The sequence below is a fragment of the Oceanicella sp. genome (assembly GCF_056449545.1).
On the sequence record NZ_JBWOMN010000075.1, the window covers coordinates 1 to 25,257 of the forward strand.

Annotated in this window: 23 protein-coding genes; 11 read left to right on the plus strand and 12 right to left on the minus strand. The window is 70.1% G+C overall.

Translation table 11 applies throughout. The features are described 5' to 3' along the window. The 4 genes from AC1HC7_RS10790 to sucC all read right to left on the minus strand — a co-directional run. The coding region (locus AC1HC7_RS10790) for a biotin/lipoyl-containing protein (protein ID WP_479499012.1) at nt 1–456 on the minus strand (456 nt) is incomplete at its 3' end. 12 nt (nt 457–468) lie between these two features. After that, nucleotides 469–3,417, minus strand: coding sequence for a 2-oxoglutarate dehydrogenase E1 component (locus AC1HC7_RS10795; protein WP_479498090.1), 2,949 nt, complete (start codon nt 3,415–3,417; stop codon nt 469–471). 159 nt (nt 3,418–3,576) lie between these two features. Continuing rightward, nucleotides 3,577–4,461 (minus strand): succinate--CoA ligase subunit alpha, encoded by an 885-nt coding sequence (sucD, locus tag AC1HC7_RS10800; RefSeq protein WP_479499013.1) that lies wholly within the window; start codon nt 4,459–4,461, stop codon nt 3,577–3,579. After that, a complete protein-coding gene (sucC, locus tag AC1HC7_RS10805) occupies nt 4,461–5,660 on the minus strand; it encodes an ADP-forming succinate--CoA ligase subunit beta (protein WP_479494985.1) in 1,200 nt (399 codons plus the stop codon). The genes sucD and sucC overlap by 1 nt, the downstream gene beginning before the upstream one ends. A 387-nt stretch (nt 5,661–6,047) precedes the next feature. Between sucC and AC1HC7_RS10810 the strand changes: the two genes are divergently transcribed. The 6 genes from AC1HC7_RS10810 (at nt 6,048) to AC1HC7_RS10835 (ending at nt 13,748) form a co-directional block, all read left to right on the plus strand. Continuing rightward, complete coding sequence (locus tag AC1HC7_RS10810; RefSeq protein ID WP_479494986.1) at nt 6,048–7,001, plus strand: DMT family transporter; 954 nt, start codon at nt 6,048–6,050, stop codon at nt 6,999–7,001. A gap of 94 nt (nt 7,002–7,095) precedes the next feature. After that, a complete protein-coding gene (bcoG, locus tag AC1HC7_RS10815; RefSeq protein WP_479494987.1) occupies nt 7,096–8,007 on the plus strand; it encodes a 3-dehydrocarnitine:acetyl-CoA trimethylamine transferase BcoG in 912 nt (303 codons plus the stop codon). Next, nucleotides 8,004–9,515 (plus strand): carnitine 3-dehydrogenase, encoded by a 1,512-nt coding sequence (locus AC1HC7_RS10820; protein WP_479499014.1) that lies wholly within the window; start codon nt 8,004–8,006, stop codon nt 9,513–9,515. The genes bcoG and AC1HC7_RS10820 overlap by 4 nt, the downstream gene beginning before the upstream one ends. Before the next feature lie 41 nt (nt 9,516–9,556). After that, on the plus strand, nt 9,557–10,123 hold the full coding sequence (locus AC1HC7_RS10825) for a DUF1643 domain-containing protein (protein WP_479494989.1): 567 nt from the start codon (nt 9,557–9,559) through the stop codon (nt 10,121–10,123). A 574-nt stretch (nt 10,124–10,697) separates the two neighbouring features. Continuing rightward, on the plus strand, nt 10,698–13,361 hold the full coding sequence (gene mutS / locus AC1HC7_RS10830) for a DNA mismatch repair protein MutS (protein ID WP_479495043.1): 2,664 nt from the start codon (nt 10,698–10,700) through the stop codon (nt 13,359–13,361). A gap of 111 nt (nt 13,362–13,472) precedes the next feature. After that, on the plus strand, nt 13,473–13,748 hold the full coding sequence (locus AC1HC7_RS10835) for an HU family DNA-binding protein (protein ID WP_479494990.1): 276 nt from the start codon (nt 13,473–13,475) through the stop codon (nt 13,746–13,748). A gap of 117 nt (nt 13,749–13,865) precedes the next feature. Here AC1HC7_RS10835 and AC1HC7_RS10840 read toward each other — a convergent pair whose 3' ends face one another. The 5 genes from AC1HC7_RS10840 to rph form a co-directional block, all read right to left on the minus strand. Next, a complete protein-coding gene (locus AC1HC7_RS10840; RefSeq protein ID WP_479494991.1) occupies nt 13,866–14,246 on the minus strand; it encodes a YbaN family protein in 381 nt (126 codons plus the stop codon). Nucleotides 14,247–14,314: 68 nt separating this feature from the next. Further along, nucleotides 14,315–15,511, minus strand: a complete 1,197-nt coding sequence (gene hemW, locus AC1HC7_RS10845) for a radical SAM family heme chaperone HemW (RefSeq protein ID WP_479494992.1) — start codon at nt 15,509–15,511, stop codon at nt 14,315–14,317. A 1-nt stretch (nt 15,512) separates the two neighbouring features. After that, nucleotides 15,513–15,899, minus strand: coding sequence for a RidA family protein (locus tag AC1HC7_RS10850; protein ID WP_479494993.1), 387 nt, complete (start codon nt 15,897–15,899; stop codon nt 15,513–15,515). Continuing rightward, nucleotides 15,896–16,516 (minus strand): RdgB/HAM1 family non-canonical purine NTP pyrophosphatase, encoded by a 621-nt coding sequence (gene rdgB / locus AC1HC7_RS10855; RefSeq protein WP_479494994.1) that lies wholly within the window; start codon nt 16,514–16,516, stop codon nt 15,896–15,898. Before rdgB ends, AC1HC7_RS10850 begins: the two co-directional genes overlap by 4 nt. Nucleotides 16,517–16,538: 22 nt before the next feature. After that, on the minus strand, nt 16,539–17,252 hold the full coding sequence (rph, locus tag AC1HC7_RS10860) for a ribonuclease PH (protein WP_479494995.1): 714 nt from the start codon (nt 17,250–17,252) through the stop codon (nt 16,539–16,541). A 198-nt stretch (nt 17,253–17,450) separates the two neighbouring features. On the opposite strand from rph, the gene hrcA reads away from it, so the two are divergent. From hrcA to AC1HC7_RS10880, 4 genes are all read left to right on the plus strand, one after another. After that, entirely contained in the window at nt 17,451–18,542 is a 1,092-nt protein-coding gene (hrcA, locus tag AC1HC7_RS10865) for a heat-inducible transcriptional repressor HrcA (protein WP_479494996.1), read from the plus strand. 25 nt (nt 18,543–18,567) lie between these two features. Next, nucleotides 18,568–19,233: a nucleotide exchange factor GrpE gene (locus AC1HC7_RS10870; RefSeq protein WP_479494997.1), complete on the plus strand. Its 666-nt coding sequence runs from the start codon at nt 18,568–18,570 to the stop codon at nt 19,231–19,233. Between the two features lie 296 nt (nt 19,234–19,529). Next, the gene (locus AC1HC7_RS10875) at nt 19,530–20,414 is read left to right on the plus strand and encodes a M15 family metallopeptidase (RefSeq protein WP_479494998.1); all 885 of its coding nucleotides are present in this window, start codon (nt 19,530–19,532) and stop codon (nt 20,412–20,414) included. Then, on the plus strand, nt 20,411–20,818 hold the full coding sequence (locus AC1HC7_RS10880) for an acyl-CoA thioesterase (protein ID WP_479494999.1): 408 nt from the start codon (nt 20,411–20,413) through the stop codon (nt 20,816–20,818). The genes AC1HC7_RS10875 and AC1HC7_RS10880 overlap by 4 nt, the downstream gene beginning before the upstream one ends. A gap of 18 nt (nt 20,819–20,836) precedes the next feature. Here AC1HC7_RS10880 and AC1HC7_RS10885 read toward each other — a convergent pair whose 3' ends face one another. Further along, nucleotides 20,837–22,096, minus strand: coding sequence for a bifunctional folylpolyglutamate synthase/dihydrofolate synthase (locus tag AC1HC7_RS10885; protein WP_479495044.1), 1,260 nt, complete (start codon nt 22,094–22,096; stop codon nt 20,837–20,839). A gap of 53 nt (nt 22,097–22,149) precedes the next feature. Then, nucleotides 22,150–23,076 carry an acetyl-CoA carboxylase, carboxyltransferase subunit beta gene (accD, locus tag AC1HC7_RS10890; protein ID WP_479495000.1) on the minus strand — a complete coding sequence of 309 codons (927 nt, stop codon included), beginning with the start codon at nt 23,074–23,076 and terminating at the stop codon, nt 22,150–22,152. A gap of 197 nt (nt 23,077–23,273) precedes the next feature. On the opposite strand from accD, the gene AC1HC7_RS10895 reads away from it, so the two are divergent. Then, nucleotides 23,274–24,137: a branched-chain amino acid aminotransferase gene (locus AC1HC7_RS10895; protein WP_479495001.1), complete on the plus strand. Its 864-nt coding sequence runs from the start codon at nt 23,274–23,276 to the stop codon at nt 24,135–24,137. A 42-nt stretch (nt 24,138–24,179) separates the two neighbouring features. On the opposite strand, the gene AC1HC7_RS10900 is transcribed toward AC1HC7_RS10895, so the two are convergent. After that, the gene (locus AC1HC7_RS10900; protein WP_479495002.1) at nt 24,180–25,247 is read right to left on the minus strand and encodes a nucleotidyltransferase family protein; all 1,068 of its coding nucleotides are present in this window, start codon (nt 25,245–25,247) and stop codon (nt 24,180–24,182) included. Between the last annotated feature and the right edge of the window lie 10 nt (nt 25,248–25,257).

Genomic DNA, 25,257 nt, shown 5'->3' on the forward strand with positions numbered 1-25,257 from the left:
GGCGGCGGCGGGCGCGGCGGCGGCGGCGGAGGTCGCCTTGCGCACGTCTTCCTTCATCACCCGCCCGTCGCGTCCGGTGCCCTTGACCTGATCGCTGGTCAGCCCGGCCTCGGCCATCAGTTTCCTCGCCGAGGGCGCGTCCTCGGGGCCCGATCCCCCCGATGCGCCGTCCGCCGCCGGCGGCGGCGGCGCGGCTGCGGGGGCCGCGCCATCGCCTTCGCCTTCGCGCAGCGTCGCCAGCAGGGCGTCGACGCCCACGGTCTCGCCCTCCGGGGCGACGATTTCAGCGAGCACGCCGGCGTTCGGCGCCGGCACTTCGACGGTCACCTTGTCGGTTTCCAGCTCGCACAGCATCTCGTCCGCCGCCACCGCGTCGCCGGGTTTCTTGAACCAGGTGGCGACGGTGGCCTCGGTGACGGATTCGCCCAGCGTGGGGACCCTGATCTCGATTGTCATGTCATCAGCTCCTTAGGCCAGCGCGTCTTTGACGAGCGTCGCCTGCTCCTGCTTGTGTTTGGTTGCGAGGCCCGTGGCGGGCGAGGCCGAGGCCGCGCGCCCCGCATAGGCCGGGCGCCCGTGATCGGCGCCGATCCGGCCCAGCACCCATTCGATGTTCGGCTCCACGAAGGTCCAGCCGCCCTGGTTCTTGGGTTCTTCCTGGCACCAGACCACGCGCGCCTGCTTGAAGCGGCTGAGCTCCTTGGTCAGCGACAGCGCCGGGAACGGGTAGAACTGTTCGAGCCGCAGGATGTAGACATCCGACTGCCCGGCGGCGTCGCGCGCGTCAAGCAGGTCGAAATAGACCTTGCCCGAACAGATCACCACCTTGCGGATCTTGTCGTCATCGACCAGCCGGGTTTCGGAATCGCCGGTCTGGGCGCTGTCCCACAGCACCCGATGGAACGAAGACCCCGTGGCCATTTCGTCGAGCCCCGAGACGCAGCGCTTGTGGCGCAGCAGCGATTTCGGGGTCATCATCACCAGCGGCTTGCGGAAGGTGCGGTGCATCTGCCGGCGCAGGATGTGGAAGTAATTCGCCGGGGTGGTGCAGTTGGCGACGATCCAGTTGTCCTCCGCCGACAGCTGCAGATAGCGTTCCAGCCTTGCCGAGGAGTGTTCCGGACCCTGGCCCTCGAAGCCGTGGGGCAGCAGCATCACCAGCCCGGACATGCGCAGCCATTTGCGTTCGCCCGAGGAGATGAACTGGTCGATCATGATCTGCGCGCCGTTGGCGAAATCGCCGAATTGCGCCTCCCACAGCACCAGCGCGTTGGGCTCGGCCAGGGTGTAGCCGTATTCATAGCCCAGCACCGCGTATTCGCTGAGCATGGAATCGATCACGTCGAATTGCGACTGGCCCGGCCTGATGTGGTTGAGCGGGTAGTAGCGTTCCTCGGTTTCCTGATCCACCAGCCCGGAATGGCGCTGCGAGAACGTGCCCCGCGTGCAGTCCTGCCCCGACAGGCGCACCGGGAAGCCGTCCAGAAGCAGCGAGCCGAAGGCCAGCGCCTCGGCGGTGGACCAGTCGATGCCCTTGCCGGTCTCGATCATCTTCGCCTTGGCGTCGAGCAGGCGCGCCACGGTGCGGTGCGGGCGAAAGCTGTCGGGCAGGCGCGACAGCGCGCCGCCGACCTCCTTGAGCATCTCCATGGGCACCGAGGTGGCGCCGCGCTGGTATTCCCCGGCGGCGCGCCCGAAGGCTTTCCAGCGCCCGTCGAGCCAGTCGGCCTTGTTGGGGCGGTATTCCTTGCCGGCCTCGAATTCGTCGTTGAGGAAGGCCTGGAAGCGGGTCTTCTCGTCCTCGATCTCGCCCTCTGGGATCAGCCCGTCGCGCACCAGCCGCTCGGTGTAGATCTGCAGCGTGGTCTTGTGCTTCTTGATCGCCTTGTACATCTCGGGCTGGGTGAACATGGGCTCGTCGCCCTCGTTATGCCCGAAGCGGCGGTAGCAGAAGATGTCGAGCACCACGTCCTTGTGGAATTTCTGGCGATACTCGGTGGCGACCCTGGCGGCGTGGACCACGGCCTCCGGGTCGTCGCCGTTGACGTGGAAGATCGGCGCCTCGACCATCAGCGCGATGTCGGTGGGGTAGGGCGAGGATCGCGAATTATGCGGCGCCGTGGTGAAGCCGATCTGGTTGTTGACCACGATGTGGATGGTGCCGCCGGTCTTGTGGCCGCGCAGCCCCGACAGGCCGAAGCATTCCGCCACCACGCCCTGCCCGGCGAAGGCCGCGTCGCCATGCAGCAGGATCGGCAGCACCTGCGAGCGGTCCTCGTCGCGCTTCTGGGACTGCTTGGCGCGCACCTTGCCCAGCACCACCGGGTTGGCGGCCTCCAGATGCGACGGGTTGGCGGTCAGGGACAGATGCACCTTGTTGCCGTCGAATTCGCGATCCGAGGAGGCGCCGAGATGATATTTCACGTCGCCCGAGCCGTCCACGTCCTCGGGCTTGAAGCTGCCGCCCTGGAATTCGTGGAAGATCGCGCGGAACGGCTTGGCCATCACGTTGGCGAGCACCGAAAGCCGCCCGCGATGGGGCATGCCGATGACGATCTCCTGCACCCCGAGCGCGCCGCCGCGCTTGATCATCTGCTCCATCGCCGGGACCAGCGATTCAGCCCCGTCGAGCCCGAAGCGCTTGGTGCCCATGTATTTGACGTGCAGGAATTTTTCGAAGCCCTCGGCCTCCACCAGCTTCTTCAGGATCGCCTTGCGGCCCATCTTGGTGAACTGGATCTCCTTGCCGAGCCCCTCGATGCGCTCTTTCAGCCAGGACGCCTCCGCAGGGTTGGAGATATGCATGTATTGCAGCGCAAAGGTGCCGCAATAGGTGCGCTGGACCAGGGCCATGATCTCGCGCATGGAGGCGGTTTCCAGCCCCAGCACCTGGTCGATGAAGATTGGCCGGTCCATGTCGGCCTCGGCGAAGCCGTAGGTTTTCGGGTCCAGCTCCGGGTGCGGTTTCTTGGGGATCAGCTTCAGCGGGTCGAGATCGGCGGCCAGATGCCCGCGGATGCGGTAGGCGCGGATCAGCATCAGCGCCCGGATCGAATCCAGCACCGCCTGCCGGGTCTGCTTTTCGGTGACCGCGACGCCCATCTCCCGGGCCTTGGCGGCGATCTTGCCGGCCAGTTTCGCGGGTTTCCTGTCCTCCTCCCACTCGCCGGTCAGCGCCGAGGTGAGCTCGCCGCCCGCCTGGGGCGGCCAGTCGGTTCGCTGCCACGAGGGGCCGTTGGCCTCCTGCATCACGTCGCCCACGTCGTCGCCAAGCTCCGCGAAGAACTTGCGCCAGCCCTCGTCGACCGCGCCCGGATCCTCGGCGTAGCGGGCGTAGAGCCGTTCGATGAACTGGGCGTTGTGCCCCTGCAGGAAGGACGAGGAGTGAAATGCCTGATTGGCGCTCTGATCGGTCATGATCCGCTGCGCGACGCCGGGCGGCGTCCGCTCCCTGATGTGACGCCGCGCCGCGGGCGTCGGCCCTGCGCGGCTGGTTTCCGGATTGGCCCCGGATGGCTGCGATGGATGCGCGGCCCCGTTATGGGACCGCACTGGTTTACGCTGTCTTGACGGCGCTCAGCCGGCGATCGCCTTCAGCACCGCCTCGCCGAGCCCGGCGGGGCTGTCGGCGACCACGAAACCCGCCGAGCGCATGGCCTCGATCTTGTCCTCGGCGCCGCCCTTGCCGCCGGCGATGATCGCCCCCGCATGGCCCATGCGCCGCCCCGGGGGGGCGGTGCGCCCGGCGATGAAGCCGGCGATGGGCTTGGCGCGGCCCCGCTTGCGTTCATCGGCGATGAACTGCGCGGCCTCCTCCTCGGCCGAGCCGCCGATCTCGCCGATCATGATGATCGATTCCGTTTCCGGGTCGCCCAGCAGCCATTCCAGCACGTCGATATGTTCGGCGCCCTTGATCGGGTCGCCGCCGATGCCGATGCAGGTGGACTGGCCGAGCCCGGCCGCCGTGGTCTGGCCCACCGCCTCGTAGGTCAGGGTGCCCGACCGGGAAATCACCCCAACCGAGCCGCGCTTGTGGATATGGCCGGGCATGATGCCGATCTTGCAGGCGTCCGGCGTGATGACCCCGGGGCAGTTGGGCCCCACCAGGATCGAAGGCGAACCTTCCAGCGCCCGCTTCACCTTCATCATGTCGAGCACCGGGATGCCCTCGGTGATGCACACGATCAGCGGCATTTCGGCGTCGATCGCCTCCAGGATCGCATCCGCCGCGAAGGGCGGCGGCACGTAGATCGCGGTGGCGTCGGCGCCGGTCTGCGCGACCGCATGGGCCACGGTGTCAAACACCGGCAGCCCGATATGGGTCGAACCGCCCTTGCCCGGGGTCACCCCGCCGACCATCTTGGTGCCGTAGGCGATCGCCTGTTCAGTATGAAACGTGCCCTGCGAGCCGGTGAGGCCCTGACAGATCACCTTGGTGTTTTCGTCAACCAGAACGGCCATCAGTTCAGCTCCTTCACCGCGTTCACGATCTTTTCCGCCGCGTCCGCGAGGTCGTCGGCGGCGATCACGGCGAGGCCGCTTTCGTTGATGATCTTCTTGCCCAGCTCCACGTTCGTGCCTTCGAGGCGCACCACCAGGGGCACCTGCAAGCCGATCTCCTTCACCGCGGCGATCACGCCCTCGGCGATCACGTCGCAGCGCATGATGCCGCCGAAGATGTTGACCAGGATGCCCTTCACCTTCGGGTCCGAGGTGATGATCTTGAACGCCTCGGTGACCTTTTCCTTGGTGGCGCCGCCGCCCACGTCGAGGAAGTTGGCGGGTTCCGAGCCATACAGCTTGATGATGTCCATGGTCGCCATGGCCAGCCCGGCGCCGTTGACCATGCAGCCGATCTCGCCGTCGAGCGTGATGTAGTTGAGATCGAATTTCGAGGCCGCCAGCTCCTTGGGGTCCTCCTCGGTCTCGTCGCGCAGCGCCATCACCGCCGGCTGGCGGTAGAGCGCGTTCGAATCAAAGTTCATCTTGCAGTCGAGGCAGCGGATATGGCCGTCCTTCAGCACGATCAGCGGGTTGATCTCCAGCAGCGACACGTCCTTTTCGAGGAACAGCTTGTAGAGCTGGCCGACCAGCCGCACGCATTCCTTGAAGGCGACGCCGCTCAGCCCCAGCGCGAAGGCGACGCGCCGGCCGTGAAAGCCGGAAATCCCGGTCGCCGGATCGACCGAGAAGGTGACCAGCTTCTCGGGCGTGCTGGCCGCGACCTCCTCGATGTCCATGCCGCCCTCGGTGGAGGCGATGAAGCTCACGCGCGAGGTCTCGCGATCCACCAGCAGCGCCAGATACAGCTCGGTCTCGATATCCGCGCCGTCCTCGATGTAGATGCGGTTGACCTGCTTGCCCGCCGGGCCTGTCTGATGGGTGACCAGCGTGCGGCCCAGCATCTTTTCGGCCTGCTCGGCGGCCTCGGCCACCGAATGCGTCAGCCGCACGCCGCCCTTGTCGCCGGCTTCGGGTTCCTTGAAGCGCCCCTTGCCGCGCCCGCCCGCATGGATCTGCGCCTTGACCACCCATAGCGGGCCGTCGAGTTCGCCGGCGGCGGTCTTGGCCTCCTCGGCGCGCAGCACCACGCGGCCGTCGGCGATCGGCGCGCCGTATTCCTTGAGCAGTTGCTTGGCTTGGTATTCGTGAATGTTCATGTCCTGGACGTCCTCCAAGGCGTTCCGACGGATCGGCGCGCCCGGACCGACGCGCCCGACAAATCCTGCGGCGCGCCTGCGATCCCGGCGAGCGGCGGTTTTCACGCGCGGCCGATAGGGTTTTCTAACCGCGGCTTGCCGGGTTAAGCAAACGATCAAGCGGTTTTGCGACAGAAAACCGACATTTGTGATCACACGATTTTTGCTGTGATCACAAATTAACGGAACCTTGCCTGAATCGCCCGAAAATTGATTCGTTTCGTTTAAAATCCATTAACCGAGCGGCGGCGACGCGGGCGCCGCGCGCCGCCGCCGCGCGGCCCGCGCATGGCGGCTATGCATAGAACGCATGGCAGGCGCACCGGTTTCGGATGTTACCAGTCACCGATGACCATTCAGGACAATCGCCCGGGCGGCGCGCCCGCCCGCGCCGGCATGCGCGGCATCGACTGGCAGGCGATGCTGATGGGGCTGGCCTTCGCGGCGATGTGGGCCAGCGCGTTTTCGTCGGCGCGGATCATCGTCGCCGCGGCGCCGCCCTTCACGGCGCTGGCGCTGCGCTTCGCGATTTCGGGCCTGCTGGCCGTGGGGATCGCGCTGGCGCTGGGGCAGCGCATGGATCTGACGCGCCGCCAATGGGGCTTGGCGGCGGTGTTCGGGATCTGCCAGAACAGCCTCTATCTGGGATTCAACTTCCTCGCCATGACGCGGATCGAGGCCGGGCTCGCGGCGATCATCGCCAGCCTGCTGCCGCTTTACGTGGCCGCCGCCGGCTGGCTGATCCTGAGAGAGCGCCTGCCTGCGCTGGGGCTGGGCGGGCTGGCGCTGGGCTTCGCCGGGGTGCTGATGATCATGGGCGCGCGGCTGTCGGGCGGCGCCGATCCGCTGGGGATCGGGCTGGCGCTGGCCGGGGCGCTGGCGCTGGCGGCGGCGACCTTGCTGATGCGCGGGATCTCGCCCGGCGACAAACTGCTGATGATCGTCGGATTGCAGATGCTGGTGGGCGCCGTCACCCTGGCCCCGGCGGCGCTGATCTTCGAAAGCGTCGGCGACATAAGCTGGTCCTGGCCGCTGGCGCTGGCCTTCGTCTACACGCTGGCGTTTCCGGGATTGCTGGCGACGGTGATCTGGTTCCGGCTGGTGCGGCGCATCGGCGCGGTGAACGCGGCGGCGTTTCATTTTCTCAACCCGGTGCTGGGCATCGGTTTCGCGGCGCTGCTGCTGGGGGAAAGCCTGTCAGCGCGCGACGCGGTCGGCGTCGCGGTGGTGACCCTGGGCATCCTGCTGGTGCAGATGGCCCGCCGCCCCGCCGCACCGCCGCCGCCAAAGACCGGCGGCTGACGAAAGCGACCGCCCCAAGACGGTTTTCGACGCTCGGCGCGCGGAGAATCGCGCCAATGTGGCGCAAATCCATTCTCAGCGCATCGGAGGTCCCATGCCGCTCGCCATGTCCCGAGAGGTTTTCATCACCGCCGCCGTCACCGGCTCGGGCGGTTCGCAGGATCGCTCGCCCCATGTGCCGCGCTCCCCGGCGCAGATCGCCGCCGCCTGCATCGAGAGCGCGCGCGCCGGCGCGGCGGTCGTGCATTGCCATGTGCGCGATCCCGAGACCGGCGCGCCCTCGCGCGATCGGGCCCTGTATCGCGAGGTCGCCCGGCGGGTGCGGGACTCCGATATCGACGTGGTGCTGAACCTGACCGCCGGAATGGGCGGCGACATGGTGTTCGGCCCGCCCGAGCATCCCCTGCCGCTGAACGCGGAGGGGACCGACATGGCGGGCGCCGCCGCGCGCGTCGCCCATGTGGCCGAATGCCTGCCGGAGATCTGCACGCTCGACTGCGGCACGATGAATTTCGCCGAGGCCGATTACGTGATGACCAACACGCCCGGCATGCTGCGCGCCATGGGCATGATGATGACCAAGCTTGGCGTGCGCCCCGAGCTTGAGCTGTTTGACGCCGGGCATCTGTGGTTCGCCAAGCAACTGGTCAAGGAGGGCGTGATCGAGGATCCGGTGCTGGTGCAGCTTTGCATGGGGGTGCCCTGGGGGGCGCCCAACGACCTCGCGACGTTCGGGGCCATGGTGGGCGCGCTGCCCGACAGCTGGGTTTTTTCGGCGTTCTCCATCGGGCGCGACCAGATGGCCTACGCCGCCGCCGCGACGCTGGCCGGGGGCAATGTGCGGGTCGGGCTGGAGGACAACCTCTGGCTCGGCAAGGGCGAACTGGCCACCAACGCGCAGCTGGTCGAGCGCGCCGCGACCATCGTCAGCAACATGGGCGCGCGGGTGATCGGGCCCGAGGAGGTGCGCGAGAAGCTGAAGCTGGTCAAGCGGGCCCCGAAATGAACGCGGCGGCGGGGCGGCGCAAGGCGGCGGGGCGGCGCAAGGCGGCGATCGTCGGCGGCGGGGTGATCGGCGGCGGCTGGGCGGCGCGCTTCCTGCTGCATGGCTGGGACGTGGCGGTGCATGACCCGGACCCTGAGGCCGAACGCAAGATCGCCGAGGTGCTCGCCAATGCCCGTCGCGCCCTGCCCGCGGCGCTGGATGCGCCGCTGCCCGCGGAGGGCGCGCTCAGCTTCGCGCGCGACCTTGAAGACGCGGTGTCGGGCGCCGCATGGATCCAGGAATCGACGCCCGAGCGGCTCGACCTGAAGCGCCGGGTGTTCGCCGACATCCAGCGCCATGCGCAAGGCGGCGCGATCATCGGGTCGTCAACCTCGGGCTTTCGGCCCAGCCAGTTGCAGGAGGGCGCCGCGGCGCCGGGGCGCATCATCGTCGCCCATCCCTACAACCCGGTCTACCTGCTGCCGCTGGTGGAGCTGGTGGCCTCGCCCGCCAACCCGCCCGCGATGCCGGCGCAGGCGGCGGCGATCCTGACCGATCTCGGCATGAAGCCGCTGCATCTGCGCAAGGAGATCGACGCCCATGTCGGCGACCGGCTTCTGGAAGCGGTCTGGCGCGAGGCGCTGTGGCTGGTCCGGGACGGAATCGCCACCACGCAGGAAATCGACGACTGCATCGCCTATGGCTTCGGCCTGCGCTGGGCCCAGATGGGATTGTTCGAGACCTTCCGCATCGCCGGCGGCGAGGCGGGCATGGCGCATTTCCTCGCCCAGTTCGGCCCGGCGCTGCAATGGTCGTGGACCAAGCTGATGGACGTGCCGGAGCTGACCGACGAACTGATCGCCATGATCGCCGGACAATCCGACGCCCAGTCCGGCGGCCGGTCGATCCGCGAGCTGGAGCGCATCCGCGACGACAATCTGGTGGGGTTCCTGCGGGTGCTGAAGGATCGCGACTGGGGCGCGGGGGCGTTGCTGAACGCCCATGACGCGCGGCTGCGCGGCGCGGCGCCGGCGCTGGACGCGTCATCGGCGCCGCTCAGGACGCTGGAGGCGCGGGTGCTGCCGAGCTGGATCGACTATAACGGCCACATGACCGAGCATCGCTACGCGCAGGTCTTCGCCGACGCCTCTGACGCGCTGCTGGCCGAAATCGGGCTTGATGCGGCGTATCTGCAGCGCGTCGGCAGTTTCTACACGGTCGAGAACCACGTGACCTTTCGCGCCGAACTGAAGCTGGGCGAGGCGATTCATGTGGATACGCGGATTCTTCACGCTGACGGCAGGCGGCTGCGGCTGTTCCACCGCCTGATCGCCGCGGATGGGCGCTGCGCGGCCACCGGCGAGACCATGCTGCTGCACGTGGCGGCGGGGTCGGGGCGGGTGGTCGAGGCCGGCGCGGCGATCCTGGAGCGGCTCGGGCCGCTGGCCGAAATCCACCGGGCGCCGCCCTGGCCGGCGGAGGCCGGGCGGGCGATCGGCGCCCCGCCGGAGAATGGACAATCCGCCTGAAAGCGGCGAGAACCGTCGCCGGACGATCGGTGGAGGCGGCGGTGGACAGGGTGGGGGACAGGGTGGGGGACAGGGTCGAGGACAGGCATGATCCCGGCGGCAAGGTTCGGCTGCGGGTGGCCGCGGGGATCGCGGGCGACGCGGTGTTTTCCGCGGACGGGCGCTATCGGCTGCTGCTGACCCGCGATTGGGATGGCGGGGAGGGCGCGGCGCTGTGGATCGGCATGAACCCCTCGACGGCGGCGGCGGAGGTCGATGATCCCACCGTGCGCCGGGAAACCGATTTTTCGCGGCTCTGGGGCCATGGGCGCCTGGTGAAGGCGAATGTGATGGATTACCGGGCCACCCATCCGCGCGACCTGCTGGCGGCGGGGGTGGCGCCGCGCAGCGCGGCCAATCTGCCGCTGATCCGCGAGCAGGCGGCGGAGGCGGCGCTGATCATGCTCGCCTTCGGCGCCCTGCACCCGAAGCTGCGCCGTTTCGGCGAGGAGACCGTCGCCGCGCTGCGCGCCGACGGGCGCGAACTGTTCTGCCTTGGCCTCACCAAGCACGGCGCGCCGCGCCATCCGCTCTACATGCGCAAGGAATGCCTGCCGCAGGCCTACTGATTTCGCCGGCATGCCGGGGCCGGGCGCCGCGCCCATGCAGCCCGAAGCGTCGTGGAACAGCGAGGGCCCGGGCCCAACGGGAGGCGGCCCCGCAGGGGCCGACCGACGGGCGGGAGCCTTTGGCCGGCCTCGGGGCGTTCGGGCGGCGGCGGGGTTGGGGAAGCGGGGTTGGGAAGCGGGGTTGGGGAAGCGGGGTTGGCGGCGGCGCGGTTTCCCGGGGCGCGAAGCTCCCGCCCGTCGATCGCCCGCTGAAGGAGCGGGCGTCTCCCGTTGGGCCGCGCTGCGCGCCGCTTCGCGACGCGCAGCCCCGCCCGCCCGCCCCTTCCCGGCTTCGCCGGGGGGCCGGGCAGGGGGCGGCGTTGCGCCCGGATCCCGCCGGCGGGGCCGGGAAGGATCGGGCGGGGCAATGGGGCGTTCCGTCCCGGCGCACCCCATGCTATCGGGCGTTGGCGAGACGGGGAGGAGCGGCATGGCGACGGCGACGGGCGCGGATAGCGGCGCGAACAGCGACGCGGCAGGCAAACCGGCGGGCAAACCGGCGGGGAAACCGGCGGGGAAATCCGCCGTCAGCCCGATGATGACGCAATATCTTGAAATAAAATCCCGCTACCCCAACGCGCTGCTGTTTTACCGCATGGGCGATTTCTACGAGCTGTTCTTTGACGACGCGGCGCAGGCCTCGGCTGCGCTCGACATCGCGCTGACCAAGCGGGGCAAGCATCAGGGCGGCGACATTCCCATGTGCGGCGTGCCGCGCCATGCCGCCGAGGGCTACCTGCTGACCCTGATCCGCAAGGGGTTCCGCGTCGCCGTCTGCGAACAGCTCGAAGACCCGGCGGAGGCGAAGAAGCGCGGCTACAAGGCGGTGGTCAGGCGCGACGTGACCCGGTTGGTGACCCCGGGCACGCTCACCGAGGACAGCCTGCTGGACGCGCGCAGTCACAATTACCTCGCCGCCTGGTCGGAGATCCGCGGCGAGGGCGCGCTGTCCTGGGTCGATGTGTCCACCGGCGATTTCCACACCGCCGCCTGCCCGCGCGTGGCGCTGGGCCCGCTGCTGGCGCGGCTGGCGCCTTCGGAGGTGCTGGTGAGCGAGACCGCCTGGGACGACCGCGCGCTGGTCGAGCTGATCGAGGAGGCCGGGGCCACGGTCACCGCGCTCGGCCCCGCGAGCTTTGACAGCGGCGCGGCGCAGGCGCGGCTCACGCGGCTGTTCCGGGTCAAGGGGCTGGACGCGTTCGGCGGGTTCACGCGGGCTCAGGTCTCGGCCTCGGGCGCCGTGGTCGCCTATGTCGAGGTCACCCAGCGCGGCAAGCTGCCGCTGATCCGCCCGCCGGTCGCCGAGGCCTCCGGCGGGGTGATGCGCATCGACGCGGCGACGCGGCGCAATCTGGAACTGGCGCGCACCCTTTCGGGTCAGCGGAGCGGGGCGCTGCTGGGGGCGATCGACCGCACCGTCACCGGCGCCGGGGCGCGGCTGCTGGAGACCCGGCTGGCGGCGCCGGTCACCGATCGCGACGAGATCGGCGCGCGGCTCGACGCCGTGGGCTGGTTCGTGGCGCGCCGCGATCTGGCGGGCGCCCTGCGCGACGCCTTGCGAAAAACCCCGGAGATGGAGCGCGCGCTGAACCGGCTGGCGCTGGATCGCGGCGGACCGCGGGATCTGGCGGCGCTGCGCGACGGGCTGGCGCGGGGGCGGGAACTGGCCGACCGGCTTGACGGCGAGGCCCCCGCAAAGATCGTCGCGGCGCTCGCCGCGCTGCGCGGCCATGACGCGCTGGTGGAGACGCTCGACGCGGCGCTGGTCGCCGAACCGCCGCTGCTGGCGCGCGACGGGGGGTTCATCGCGCCGGGCCATGACGCCGAGCTCGACGAGGCGCGCAAGCTGCGCGACGAGGGGCGCGGCGTGATCATGGGGCTGCAGAAGACCTACGCCGCGCAGACCGGCATCGGCTCGATCAAGGTTCGCCACAACAACGTGCTGGGCTATTTCATCGAGACCACCGCCCTGCACGCCCGCAAGATGCTGGCGGAACCGCTGTCAGAAACCTTCATCCACCGCCAGACCCTGGCCAATGCGGTGCGGTTTTCCACCGTCGAGCTGTCGGCGCTTGAGACCCGCATCCTCAACGCCGGCGGTCGGGCGCTGGAGATCGAGAAGCGGCTGTTTGGCGCCCTGCGCGCCGCGGCGCTTGATCAGGCCGCCGCCATCGCCGCCGCCGCGCGCGGGCTGGCGGTGCTGGACCTGTCGGCGGCGCTGGCGGAACTGGCCGTCGAGGAGGACTGGACCCGCCCCGAAATCCTGGCCGATCGCAGCTTTGAAATCACCGCCGGGCGGCATCCGGTGGTGGAGCAGGCGCTGCGGCGCGAGGGCGGCGCCTTTGTCGCCAATGACTGTGACCTCGGGGCGGATCGGGGGGCGGATCGGGGGGCGGATCGGGGGGGCGCGAAGCCGGTCTGGCTGCTCACCGGCCCGAACATGGCGGGCAAATCCACCTTCCTGCGCCAGAACGCGCTGATCGCGGTGCTGGCGCAGATGGGCGCCTACGTGCCCGCCGCGTCGGCGCGCATCGGCGTCGTCGACCAGCTGTTTTCGCGGGTCGGGGCGGCCGACGACCTGGCGCGCGGGCGCTCGACCTTCATGGTGGAGATGGTGGAGACCGCCGCCATCCTCAATCAGGCCGGGGCGGGCGCGCTGGTGATCCTCGACGAGATCGGGCGCGGCACCGCCACCTATGACGGCCTGTCGATCGCCTGGGCGACGCTCGAACACCTGCACGACGTCAATCGCTGCCGCACCCTGTTCGCCACCCATTACCACGAGCTGACCGCGCTGACCCAAAAGCTGCCCGGCCTGAAAAACGCCACCGTCGCGGTGCGTGAATGGGAAGGCGAGGTGATCTTTCTGCACGAGGTGCGCGCCGGCGCCGCCGATCGGTCCTACGGGGTGCAGGTGGCGCGGATCGCCGGGCTGCCCGGCGCGGTGATCGCGCGCGCGCGTGTGGTGCTGGAGGCGCTGGAGAAGGGCGATCGCGAGGGCGGGGCCGGGCGGGCGGCGACGCTGATCGACGATCTGCCGCTGTTTTCGGCGGCGCGCACGGCCATGGCGACGGGCGCGCCGGCGATCGCGGTCTCGGCGGCGGAAACGCGGCTCGGGGAGATCGACCCGGATCAGTTGACGGCGCGTCAGGCGCTCGATCTTGTTTACGAATTGCGCGATCTTGTGGATAAATCGTGAAAAGCGAAAAAGATCACGCAACATGTGGGGGCGCTCGCTTGACAATTCTTTGAATTGCTGTGTTCTGAGACCGCAAATGAAAACCCCCAGTTCCGACCCGGAGGACAGCACGTGAAAAAAGATGAACTCGTCACCGCCCTTGCCGAAGCCAGCGGCGAGACCAAAGCGAGCGTCGCCGCCGTTCTGGGCGCGCTGCCCGGCGTCGCGCTGAGCGCGTTGAAGGGCGGTCAGGCCGTGACGCTTGCCGGCGTGGGCAAGCTGGAGGCCGTCGAGCGCGCCGCGCGCGAAGTGCGCAATCCCCAGACCGGCGAGAAGAAGATGGCCGAGGCCCACATGGCCCCGCGCTTCAAGTTCGCCGCGCCCTTCAAGGCCGGCATTCGCGGCTGAGCCGCGGGCGGGGAATCCCGCTGACGATTTCAGGATTTCGGGAGGGACGGCGGATGCGCCGTCCCTCTTTCGTTGCGCGGGCCATTTGGCGCGGGTCAGGGATTGTGGGGGCGCGGGTCAGAAATCGGCGGGGTCGGCGCGGGCGCCGGCCTCGGGGCGCGTCCAGATGAAGATCGCCACGCCGATCAGCACGACCCCCTGCACCGCCAGCACCCAGGGCCTGAACCCGAGCGCCAGCGACATGGCGAAGGCGGCGAGGATCGAGGCGCTGGCGATCCATTTCATCCGCCGCCTGATGGCCCCGTTCCGGCGCCAGTCGATGATCGGCCGGCTCAGCCGCGGATGGCTCAGCAGCCAGTCATGCACCCGCGTCGAGCTGCGCGCGAACCCATAGGCGGCCAGCAGCAGGAACGGCACGGTCGGCAGCAGCGGCAGGAACATGCCCGCCACACCGAGAAGGACGCTGAGCGCGCCGACGAGAAACCAGAACACCCGCATGGGACATGTCTAACCCGGGCCGGAGAGGGTTGCGAGCGTTCGGCGCGGGTTTCGCCCGGGGCCGCGGCTCAGACCAGCAATTCGCGCAGCAGCGCGTCGAGCAGCGGGCGGCCCCGCGCGGTGGCGGCGATGCGCGCGCCGCTTCGCGCCAGATGCCCGCTGTCCAGCAGCGGCGCGACGCGCGCCTGCTCGAGCGCCGCGCCGCCGAGCCGCGCGAAGCGGTCGAGATCGGCGCCCTCGGTCAGCCGCAGCGCCATCATCAGGTATTCGGTGGCCTGATCCTGCGGCGCGACCGGCGCGGCGCTGCGCGCGCCCCGCCCGCCCTGCGCCATGGCCGCGAGCCAGGCGGCGGGGTCGCGCAGGGTCTCGGTGGCGATCCGGGCGCCGTCCTCGCCGCCCTGCGCGATCCGCCCATGGGCCCCGGGCCCGACGCCGACGTAATCGCCGCAGCGCCAGTAGATCAGGTTGTGGCGGCTCTCGGCCCCCGGGCGCGCATGGTTGGAGATTTCATAGGCCGGCAGCCCGGCGGAATCGCAGATCGCCTGCGTCGCCGCGTACATCTGCGCCGCCGCGTCGTCGCGGGGCAGCCCGCGCAGGCGGCCCCGGTCATGCAGGTCGCCAAAGCGCGTCCCGGCCTCGATGGTCAGCTGATAGAGCGACAGGTGGTCGATGGCCATGTCGAGTGCGGCGCGCAGCTCGGCCTCCCACGCCGCCACGCTCTGGTTCTGGCGCGCGTAGATCAGATCGAAGCTCACGCGGTCGAAGGCTGCGCGGGCGATGTCGAAGGCGGCGCGGGCCTCGGCGGCGGTGTGCATGCGCCCCAGCGCCTTCAGATCCGCGTCGTTCAGCGCCTGCGCGCCCATGGACACCCGGTTGACCCCGGCCAGCGCGTAGCCGCGGAAATTCCCGGCCTCCGCCGAAGTCGGGTTGGCCTCGAGCGTGATTTCGGCCCCGGGCGCCAGCCCCCACAGCCGCGCGATGGCGTCGATGACCGCGCCCACGGTTTCAGGCGGCATCAGCGAGGGCGTGCCGCCGCCGAAGAACACCGTGTCGGCCCGGCGCGCCCCGGTCAGCGCCGCGTTGGCCTCGAGATCGGCGATCAGGGCGTCGCGCCAGCGCCGCTGGTCGATGTCTTGCGCAACATGCGAATTGAAATCGCAATACGGGCATTTGGCCTTGCAGAAGGGCCAATGGACATAGATCCCGAATCCGGCCGTGCGCCGGTCCGCGACCGGCGCGCCCGGCGGATCGGGCGGGCCGGTCATCTCAGCCGCCCCTGTAGGCGGTGACTTCGATCTCGATCTTCATCTCCGGGGTCAGCAGCCCGGCGACGATCAGGGTGGCCGCCGGGCGCACGTCGCCCAGATAGCGGCGCACGGCGGGGGCCGAGGCCGCCCAGTCCGCGCGGTCGGTGACGTGATACTGCACCCGCACGATGTCGGACAGCGCGAAGCCGGCCTCGGCCAGCGCCCGGGCGATGGACTCGAAGCAGTTGGCGGTCTGTTGCGCCGGGTCCTCGGGCATGGCCATGGCGTCGTAGTCATAGCCGGTGACGCCGGCGACAAAGCACCAGTCGCCCTGGGCCACGGCGCGCGAATAGGCGTAATCGGCCTCGAAGGGCGATCCCGAGGAAACGAGTTTCCTTTCGCTCATGATCCGGCCTCCAGACATCCGGCGATGAACTTGCGAAAGGCGTCGGCGCGGTGGGACATGGCGTTCTTCTTCGCCGGGTCCATTTCGCCGAAGGTCTGGCTCTCGCCGTCAGGCACGAACACCGGGTCGTAGCCATGGCCCAACTCGCCGCGCATGGGCCAGGCGATGCGGCCCGCCGCCTCGCCGCGAAACACCTCGTCATGGCCATCGGGCCAGGCGAGGCAGAGCGTGCAGACGAAGCGGGCGGTGCGGGGCTCGGGGGCGGATTTCGCCTCCAGCTCCCGCCAGGCGCGGGTCATGGCCATGGGGAAATCGCGCCCCGAGGGCGTTTCCGCCCAGTCGGCGGTGCAGACCCCGGGCGCGCCGCCCAGCGCCGCGATCTCGATGCCGCTGTCGTCCGACAGCGCCGGCAAGCCGGTGGCCTGCGCCGCCGCATGGGCCTTTATGCGGGCGTTGCCGGCGAAGGTGGTTTCGGTTTCCTCGGGTTCCGGCAGGCCCAGTTCGCCGGCTGACTCGGCGGCGATGCCGAAGGGGGCGAGCAGCGCGCGGATCTCGCGCAGCTTGCCGGCGTTGTGGGTGGCGACCACGAGGCGCGGCTCGGTCAGGCGGCGGGTCATGGCGGTCTCTCCCTTGATGGGGTCAGGCGATGGCGGCCTTCTGCGCGGCGACCAGTTCGGCGATGCCGGTCTCGGCCAGGCTCAGCATCTCGTCGAGTTCCGAGCGCGAGAACGGCGCGCCCTCGGCCGAGCCCTGCACCTCGACCAGCCCGCCGGACCCGGTCATCACGATGTTGCAGTCGGTCCCGGCCTCGCTGTCCTCGGCGTAGTCGAGATCAAGCACCGAGCGCCCCTTGCAGATCCCGCAGGACACCGCGGCGACATGTTCGGCGACGGGGTTTTCCTTCAGATCGCCCGCCTTCAGCATCCGGTCGGCGGCCAGCCGCAGCGCGATCCAGCCGCCGGTGATCGCCGCGCAGCGGGTGCCGCCATCGGCCTGGATCACGTCGCAATCGACGGTGATCTGGCGTTCGCCCAGCACCACGCGATCGACGCCGGCGCGCAAGCTGCGCCCGATCAGGCGCTGGATTTCCTGGGTGCGCCCCGACTGCTTGCCCGCCGTCGCCTCGCGACGATTGCGCGAGGTGGTGGCGCGCGGCAGCATGCCGTATTCGCCGGTCACCCAGCCAAGCCCGGAATTGCGCATCCAGGGCGGGGTGCGCCCCTCGACCGAGGCGGTGCACAGCACATGGGTGTCGCCCATGCGGATCAGGCAGGAGCCTTCGGCGTGCTTGGTCACGTCGATGTCGATGGACAGAGGGCGAAGCTGGTCGCGGGCCCGGCCGGAAGGACGCATGGGAGACTCCTGTTGGGATTGAACGGCGCTTACATACGCGGGCTTGGCGGCGGGGTCCACCATGTCGCGGCGCGGGCGCCGCCGAGGGGCGCGACATCGGCCCCGGTCCGGCGCGCGTTGACCCCGCCCCCCGGGCGGCCTAGATTTTGCTGCATCGGCGAACGCCGCGCGATCGCCCCCCCGGAGACAGCACGCGTCATGTACAGCGAGCCCGCCAAGCTGAGCGACCTGAACGACCGCAGCCGCGAGATCTTCCGGCATCTGGTCGAAGCCTATCTTGAATCCGGCGACCCGGTGGGGTCGCGCACCCTGTCGCGCGCGCTGGAGCACAGCCTGTCGCCCGCCACCGTGCGCAACGTGATGCAGGATCTGGAACAGCTGGGCCTGCTGGGCAGCCCGCATGTGTCCGCCGGGCGCATCCCCACGCAGATCGGGCTGCGGCTGTTCGTGGACGGACTGCTGGAGATCGGCGACGTGTCCGAGGCGGAGCGCGCCGAGATCGAGGGCGGGTTGGGCGGCGACGCGGGCGACAGCGTCAAGGGCGTCTCGGACATGCTGGCGCGCGCCGGCTCCATGCTGTCGGGGCTGACGAGGGGCGCCTCGCTGGTGCTGGCCCCCAAGACCGAAAAAGCCGTCAAGCACATCGAATTCGTGTCTCTGTCGGCGGACAGCGCGCTGGTGGTGATGGTGCTGGAGGACGGCTCGGTTGAAAACCGGGTGTTCGCGCCGCCCGTCGGCCTGACGCCCTCGGCCATGCGCGAGGCGGCGAATTTTCTCAACGCCATGCTGCGCGGGCGCACGCTGAGCGAGGCCAGCGTCGCGATCCTCGACGAGATCGCCGCGCGCCGGCGCGAACTGGACGCGCTGGCGGCGCAGCTGGTGGAGCAGGGCGTGGCGATCTGGAGCGGCGAGGGCGACGGTTTCGGCGACAGCCCCGACCGGCTGATCGTGCGCGGGCGCGCCAATCTGCTCGACGGCATGGAGGGCGAGGAGGAACTGGAGCGCATCCGCCGCCTGTTCGACGACATGGAGCGCAAGGAAGACCTGCTGCACCTGCTCGATCTGGCCGAAACCGGCGAGGGCGTGCGCATTTTCATCGGCTCGGAAAACAAGCTGTTTTCGCTTACGGGTTCATCTTTGGTGATTTCTCCATATATGGATGCGGAAAGACGAATCATCGGCGCGATCGGGGTCATCGGCCCCACGCGCCTGAATTACGGTCGCGTCGTGCCGATCGTGGACTATACCGCCAGGCTGATGGGGCGGATGGTGGCCGAGCGGCGGCGCTGACGCGGACCCGGAAGAAGGATCAGGAATGGCTGACGAAAAAACCGAGACCGGCGCACGGATCGACGAAGCGGCGGCGGATCAGGCCAATGGCGCGGCCCCCGGCATGGACCCGGGCCCGAATCCCGGCGCGGGCCCAGCCGGCGACCCGGGGCAATCGCCGCTGCCCGAACCCGCGGACCCGATGCAGGCGGCGCTCGACGCCGTGAACGCCGAGCGGGACGCGCTGAAGGACAAGCTGATGCGCGCGCTGGCCGAAGCGGAGAACATCCGCAAGCGCGCCGAGCGCGACCGCAAGGACGCCGAGGCCTATGGCGGCGCCCGGCTGGCGCGCGACATCCTCGATGTCTACGACAATCTGGGCCGCGCGCTCGGCGTCGTCGACGACAACATGCGCGAACATGGCCGGGCGCTGATCGAGGGCGTGGAGCTGACCCAGCGCGAATTGCTGAGCGCCTTCGCCAAGCACCGCATCGAGGTGATCGACCCGGCGCTGGGCGACAAGTTCGATCCCAAGCTGCACCAGGCGATGTTCGAGGCCCCGGTGGCCGGCGCGAAGCCCGGCACGGTGATTCAGGTGATGCAGAAGGGGTTCACGATTTCGGGCCGCCTGCTGCGCCCGGCGATGGTCGGCATCGCGGCCGCCGCGCCGGCCGGCGTCGAACCGCAGCCAGAGGCCGAAACCGAAACCTGACCCGCGCGCCGGAGCCGGTGGCGCGCGGGTCAGATCCCGGCGCGCCCCCGGCCCGCCATGGCTGACCGACCCGCGCCGCCGCGACCCGGCCCGTGCTGCGCGGCGCGATCAGGAAAATCCACCATGTCGAGGGCCATTGCGCGCGCCTGATCGCCGCCATCGACTGAGCGGACGCCTGACTCCGGCGCGGCATCCGTCAAAATCTTCGGGATTCGTTCATGCCCTCTTAGCAGGATCGGTCGAGACTGCTAAACTGGCGTCGCGGGGTGGCTTGAGGCGTGGCAGGAGGCGTGCGAATGGGGTTTTTCCGGCGATTCTGGTGGGCGGTGCTGATCGCGCTCGCAATCGTCTGGCTGCCGTTCATGAACGAAATCGCCAAGCGCGCCTTTCCGCCCGCGCCCGAGGCCCCGGGCGCCGTCGATATGGGGCCGGAGATCGACGCCCTGCGCGACGAGGTGGCGCGGCTGAGCGCGCGGCTGGACGCGCTGAATGGGGATATCGCCGAGGAACGCGCCCGCGGCGCCGCGCGCGACGCGGAAATCGCGCGGCTTTACGAAGGCGGCGCGCAGACCGGGGGCGAGGCGCCGCCAAAGCCCGAGGACCGCTTCGCCACCAAGATGCTGCTGACCGGGCGGCGCAACGTCAACGACCCGCTGAAGGTGATCGGCGCGACCTACATGGAAACGGTGTTCGGCCCGCCGCGGCTGGCGCGCGATTTCTCCGACGAATGCCAGGCCCCCGACAACCCGCGGCTGGTGGCCAATCTGGCGCTGGAGGACGTGGGCCCGTTCCGCGCCCGCATGCTGCGCCCGGCGCTGGCAAGCCTGCGGCGGATTTTCGCGGCGGTGAAGGAATTCGAACCCGAGCTTTACGCGGTGATCGGCTCCAGCGGCTCGCTCTGCGGGCGGCTGATCCGGGGGTCCAAGGACCGGATCTCGGCCCATGCCTACGGCACCGCCATCGACATCACCATCGACGGCCGGCTGGATGATTTCGGCGACGGGTCATCGCAGCTGGGCCTGATCCTGCTGTCCGAGTATTTTCTGGAGGAGGGCTGGTACTGGGGCGCCGCCTTCTCGCGCGAGGACAGCATGCATTTCGAGGTCAGCCGCAGCACCCTGGACCAGTGGCGCGCCAATGGCGAGATCGACGAGACCGTGCCCATGGAGGCCAGCCGGTGACCGACGCAACCGCGCCGCGCCGCCGCGCCGACCCCAGCGAGCCGCGCGGCGCGATCTCGCTGCAGACCATCGCCATGCCCGCCGACGTCAACGCCAATGGCGACATCTTCGGCGGCTGGCTGATGGCGCAGATGGATCTCGGGGCCTCGGTTCCCGCGCGCACCCGGGCGCGCGGGCGGGTGGCGACGGTGCAGGTGGACGCCATGACCTTCCATCGCTCGGTGCATGTGGGCGACCTGGTCTGCATCCATTCCGAGATCCTGCGCGAGGGGCGGTCCTCCATGCGCATCGGGGTCGAGGTCTGGATCACCCGCCAGCCCTCGGGCGAACATCTGCGGGTCACCGACGCGGTGTTCACCTTCGTCGCCATCAGCGAGGACGGCAAATCGCGCCCGCTGCCCTGACCGCCGGGCTTGAGCGGCTCAGTCCAGCGGCGCCGCGGTTTCGCGCAGCACCCAGCCGGCCAGATACAGCGACCCGCAGATCAGCACCCGCGGCGCCGGGTCGCCCGCGGCGGCGATGCGCGCGAACGCGTCGCGCAGCCCGGACGCGGGTTCGGCCGTCAGCCCCTTGCCGCGCGCCGCCGCCGCGGTGGCTTCGGCGCTCAGCGTCGCCGGCGCGTCGGGGATCGACAGCGCCTGCACCTGTCGCGCCAGGCCGGCGAAATGACCGAGAAACGCCGAGGGGTCCTTGGTGTCGAGCATGCCGCAGATCAGGTGCAGGGGCGCCGGGCGGCGGTCCTCCAGCATCGCCATATGCGCGGCCAGCGCCGCGCCCGCCGCTTCGTTATGGCCGCCGTCGAGCCAGATTTCCGCGTGTTCGGGCGCGCCGGGCAGCTGCGCGGCGGGCAGCGGCTGCATCCGCGCCGGCCAGCGCGCCTCGCGCATGGCGGCGCGGCATGCGTCGTCGCCCATGCCCAGCGCGCGCAGCGCGGCCAGCGCGCAGCCGGCGTTCGCCGCCTGATGGGCGCCGGGCAGGGCGGGGGGCGGCAGGTCCAGCAGCCCGGCCGCGTCCTGATAGACCAGCCGCCCGGATTCCATGCGCGCGTCCCAGTCCTGACGGCCGAGCAGCAGCGGCGCGCCGATGCGCGCGGCATGGGTCTCGATCGCGTCCAGCGCCGCCTTCTGCTGAGGCGCGCTCACGCAGATCGCGCCGGGCTTCATGATCCCGGCCTTCTCGACGGCGATCTGGGCCAGCGAATCGCCGAGATACTGCTGATGGTCCACGGAGACCGGAGTGACGATGGTCAGCGCCGGGCGGTCGATGACGTTGGTGGCGTCGAGCCGCCCGCCGAGCCCGACCTCCAGCAGGGTGTAATCCGCCTTCTCGCGCGCGAAGGCCAGCAGCGCGGCGCAGGTCGTGACCTCGAAGAAGGTGATCTGCGCGCCGCCGTTCTTCGACTCGCATTCGTCGAGCAGCGCCATCAGCGCCGGCTCCGAGATCAGCGTCCCGGCCAGCCGGATGCGTTCGTGAAACCGCGCCAGATGCGGCGAGGTGTAGACATGGCAGGTCTTGCCCGCGCCCTCGATCCCGGCGCGCAGCATCGCCAGGGTCGAGCCCTTGCCGTTGGTGCCGGCGACATGGATCACCGGCGGCAGGTCACGCTCGGGATGGCCGAGGCGGGCCAGCAGGCGGTGCATCCGGCCCAGCGTCAGGTCCATGATCTTCGGGTGCAGCGTCATCAGCCGGTCAAGGATGACGTCGCTGCCGGAATCGGCGCGGGTTTCGACGGGGCTCACGCCTTCGCCGCGTCGACCGGGGCCGGCGGCGCGGCTTTCGCGCCCGGCCCCGTCAGGCTGCCGTGGCTGCGCCGCGGCGCCTTCGTCAGCAGGCGCAGGATGGCGGCGAGTTCGTCGCGCATGTTCTTGCGGTGCACCACCCGGTCCAGCATCCCGTGTTCGAGCAGGAATTCGGCGCGCTGGAAGCCTTCGGGCAGCTTTTCGCGGATGGTCTGTTCGATGACCCGCGGCCCGGCGAAGCAGATCAGCGCGTTGGGTTCGGCGATCTGGATGTCGCCGAGCATGGCGTAGCTCGCCGTGACGCCGCCGGTGGTGGGATGGGTCAGCACCACCACGAAGGGCAGCCCGGCCTCCTTCAGCATCTGCACCGCCACCGTGGTGCGCGGCATCTGCATCAGCGACAGGATGCCCTCCTGCATGCGCGCGCCGCCCGCCGCCGAAAACACCACCAGCGGGGCCTTGCGTTCGATGGCGCGTTCCACCGCGGCGATGAGCGCGTTGCCCACGGCCATGCCCATGGAGCCGCCCATGAAGCTGAAATCCTGCCCGGCGCAGATGGTTTTCAGGCCGCCGATATCGCCCTCGGCCACCAGCATCGCCTCGTGCTCGTCGGTCTTGCGGCGCGCGTCCTTCAAGCGGTCGGGGTATCGCTTTTCGTCCTTGAAGCCGAGCGGGTCGGCGATCGGGTCGGCCACCGGCGCCTCGATGAACACGCCGCCGTCAAACAGCGCGGCGAAGCGGGCGCGCGGGGTGATGATCATGTGATGCTGGCACGAGGGGCAGACATTGAGCGCGTCGCTCAATTCGCGATGGAACAGCATGGTCCCGCATTCGTCGCATTTGCGCCAGAGATTGTCGGGCACCTCGCGGCGCGAGAACAGCGAGTTGATCTTCGGGCGCACGTAGTTGGAGATCCAGTTCATGCCGGGGGTTCCTTGCGACCTGTGTCCTGCCGCGCGGTCATAGTTTGGCGCGGGGCGAAAAGCAATCCGGGCCGGGCGCTGCGCTGCACAGGTAAGCATCGCCGCGGCCCATGGCAACGCGCGGATTCCGCCCGCCCGCTCTTGTCTTCGGATCGCGCCGGACGCATCTTGGCGCTCGAAAACCAAGGAGGCGCGACATGGCCATCGGCGACGGCGAAATCTGGACCTGGTTTCAGGGCGACTGGATGCAGGGCAACGCGCCGGTGATGGGCGCCGCGGATCACGGGCTGTGGCAGGGCACCACGGTGTTCGACGGCGCCCGCGCTTTTGAAGGCGTGGCCCCGGATCTGGACCGGCATTGCGCGCGGGTGAACACTTCGGCCCGGGCCATGGGATTGGCGCCGCCGCTGTCGGACGCCGAGGTGCTGGACCTGTGCCGCGCCGGCATCGCCAGGTTCGCCCCCGACGCCGAGATCTACATCCGCCCCATGGCCTGGTCGGTGAACGCCGGGCCGTCGCTGATCGCCGCCGACCCGTCCAGCACCGTGTTCTGCCTGTGCCTCGAAACCATGCCCATGCGCCCGGTCAAGGGGTTTTCGATCACCGTGACGCGGTTTCGCCGCCCCATGCAGTCGATGATGCCGACCGAGGCCAAGGCCGGCTGCCTCTACCCCAACAACGCCCGGATGCTGCGCGAGGCCAACGCCAGGGGGTTTGACAACGCGCTGGTGCTGGACGCGCTGGGCAACGTCGCCGAATTCGCCACCGCCAACATGTTCATCGTGCGCAACGGGGTGGCGATGACGCCGATTCCCAACGGCACCTTCCTGAACGGCATCACCCGCCAGCGGGTCATCAAGCTGCTGCGCGGCGCCGGGATCGAAGTGCGCGAGACCGTGCTGAGCGTCGAGGACGTGCGCGACGCCGACGAGGTGTTTTCCACCGGCAACGCCCTGAAGGTCATGCCGGTGACCCGCTTTGACGATCGCGACTACGATTACGGCCCGGTGACGCGCAGGGCGCGGGAACTGTATTGGGATTTCGCCCATGGACGGATCTGAGCCCCGCGCCGCCCCGCCCCGCGCCGCCCCGCCTAGCGCCGCCTAGCGCCGCAGTCGCTTGAGCAGCCGGCGGCGCCGCGCGTCGTTGAAGGCGCCCCCCAGCAGATGCGCGCGCATCGCCGGCGAGGCCAGCGCCCGGACCAGCGCCCAGCGTTGATCCTGCGCGCGGCGGCGCGCGACCGCCGCGGGGTCAGACAGACCGGCGAGGGTTTGCGCCACCCACGCCGCCTGACGGTCATCTGGACGGCGGTTGGCCCAGATCCGATCCATGAGCGCGACAAAGGCCTGGAACGGCTTTTTCAGCCCCGCCGCCTGAAACCGGGCGTCAAGTTGACGCCGCATCGCCGGGTCGTCGCCCCCAAGCCGCCGCCAGTCCAGCGCATCGCGCAGGCGCAGCGCGCGGCAGGCATGGCCCCGGTCGGCGATCATCGCGTGATGGATCAGATGCGCCAGCCGGTCCCCGGGGGCGGGCAGGACGATCCCGGGCAGCGCCGTGGCGCGGGCGCGGGCGATGATCGCCCGCGCGTCAAGCAGCCCGCCGCGAGCCCAGCCAAGGCGCGCGTGCAGTTCGACCGTCGCCGGGCCCTCGGGCGGGAACAGCGCCGGGTAATGGTAGTCCGAGCCGGGCAGGAACGCCGCGTCATCGCCGCGATACCCGGCGGATTTCAGCGCCGCGACGGCGGTGGGCAGCGCCTCGGGCGGCGTCAGCAGGTCGAAATCCACCATCTCGCGCCAGGGGACCGCGCCGCCCGCCGCGGCCAGATGCGCCGCGCCCTTCAACGCCACAGCCATGACGCCGTTGGCCGCCAGCCGCGCGGCGATGTCCTGAAACTGCGCCCGGAACGCCTCGGCCCGCGCCGCGCGCGCCGCCTGCGCCGGGGCCAGCAGCGCGGCCACGCCCCTGGCGCCGAAGGCCGCATGGGTCGCGGCCAGCGCCTCGCCCAGGGCAAAGCCGATCTGGTGGCGGTCGCCAAAGGCGATCAGGTCCACCAGCGGGGTCTGCGGCGGGGCGGCGAACGCGTCGCGCACCGGCGCGCCGCCCCAGACCCGCAGCAGTTTCAGCGCCTCGTCGGCGATGCGGTCCGCGCACGGCCCCCCGAGTTCGGTCATCGGCCCGGCG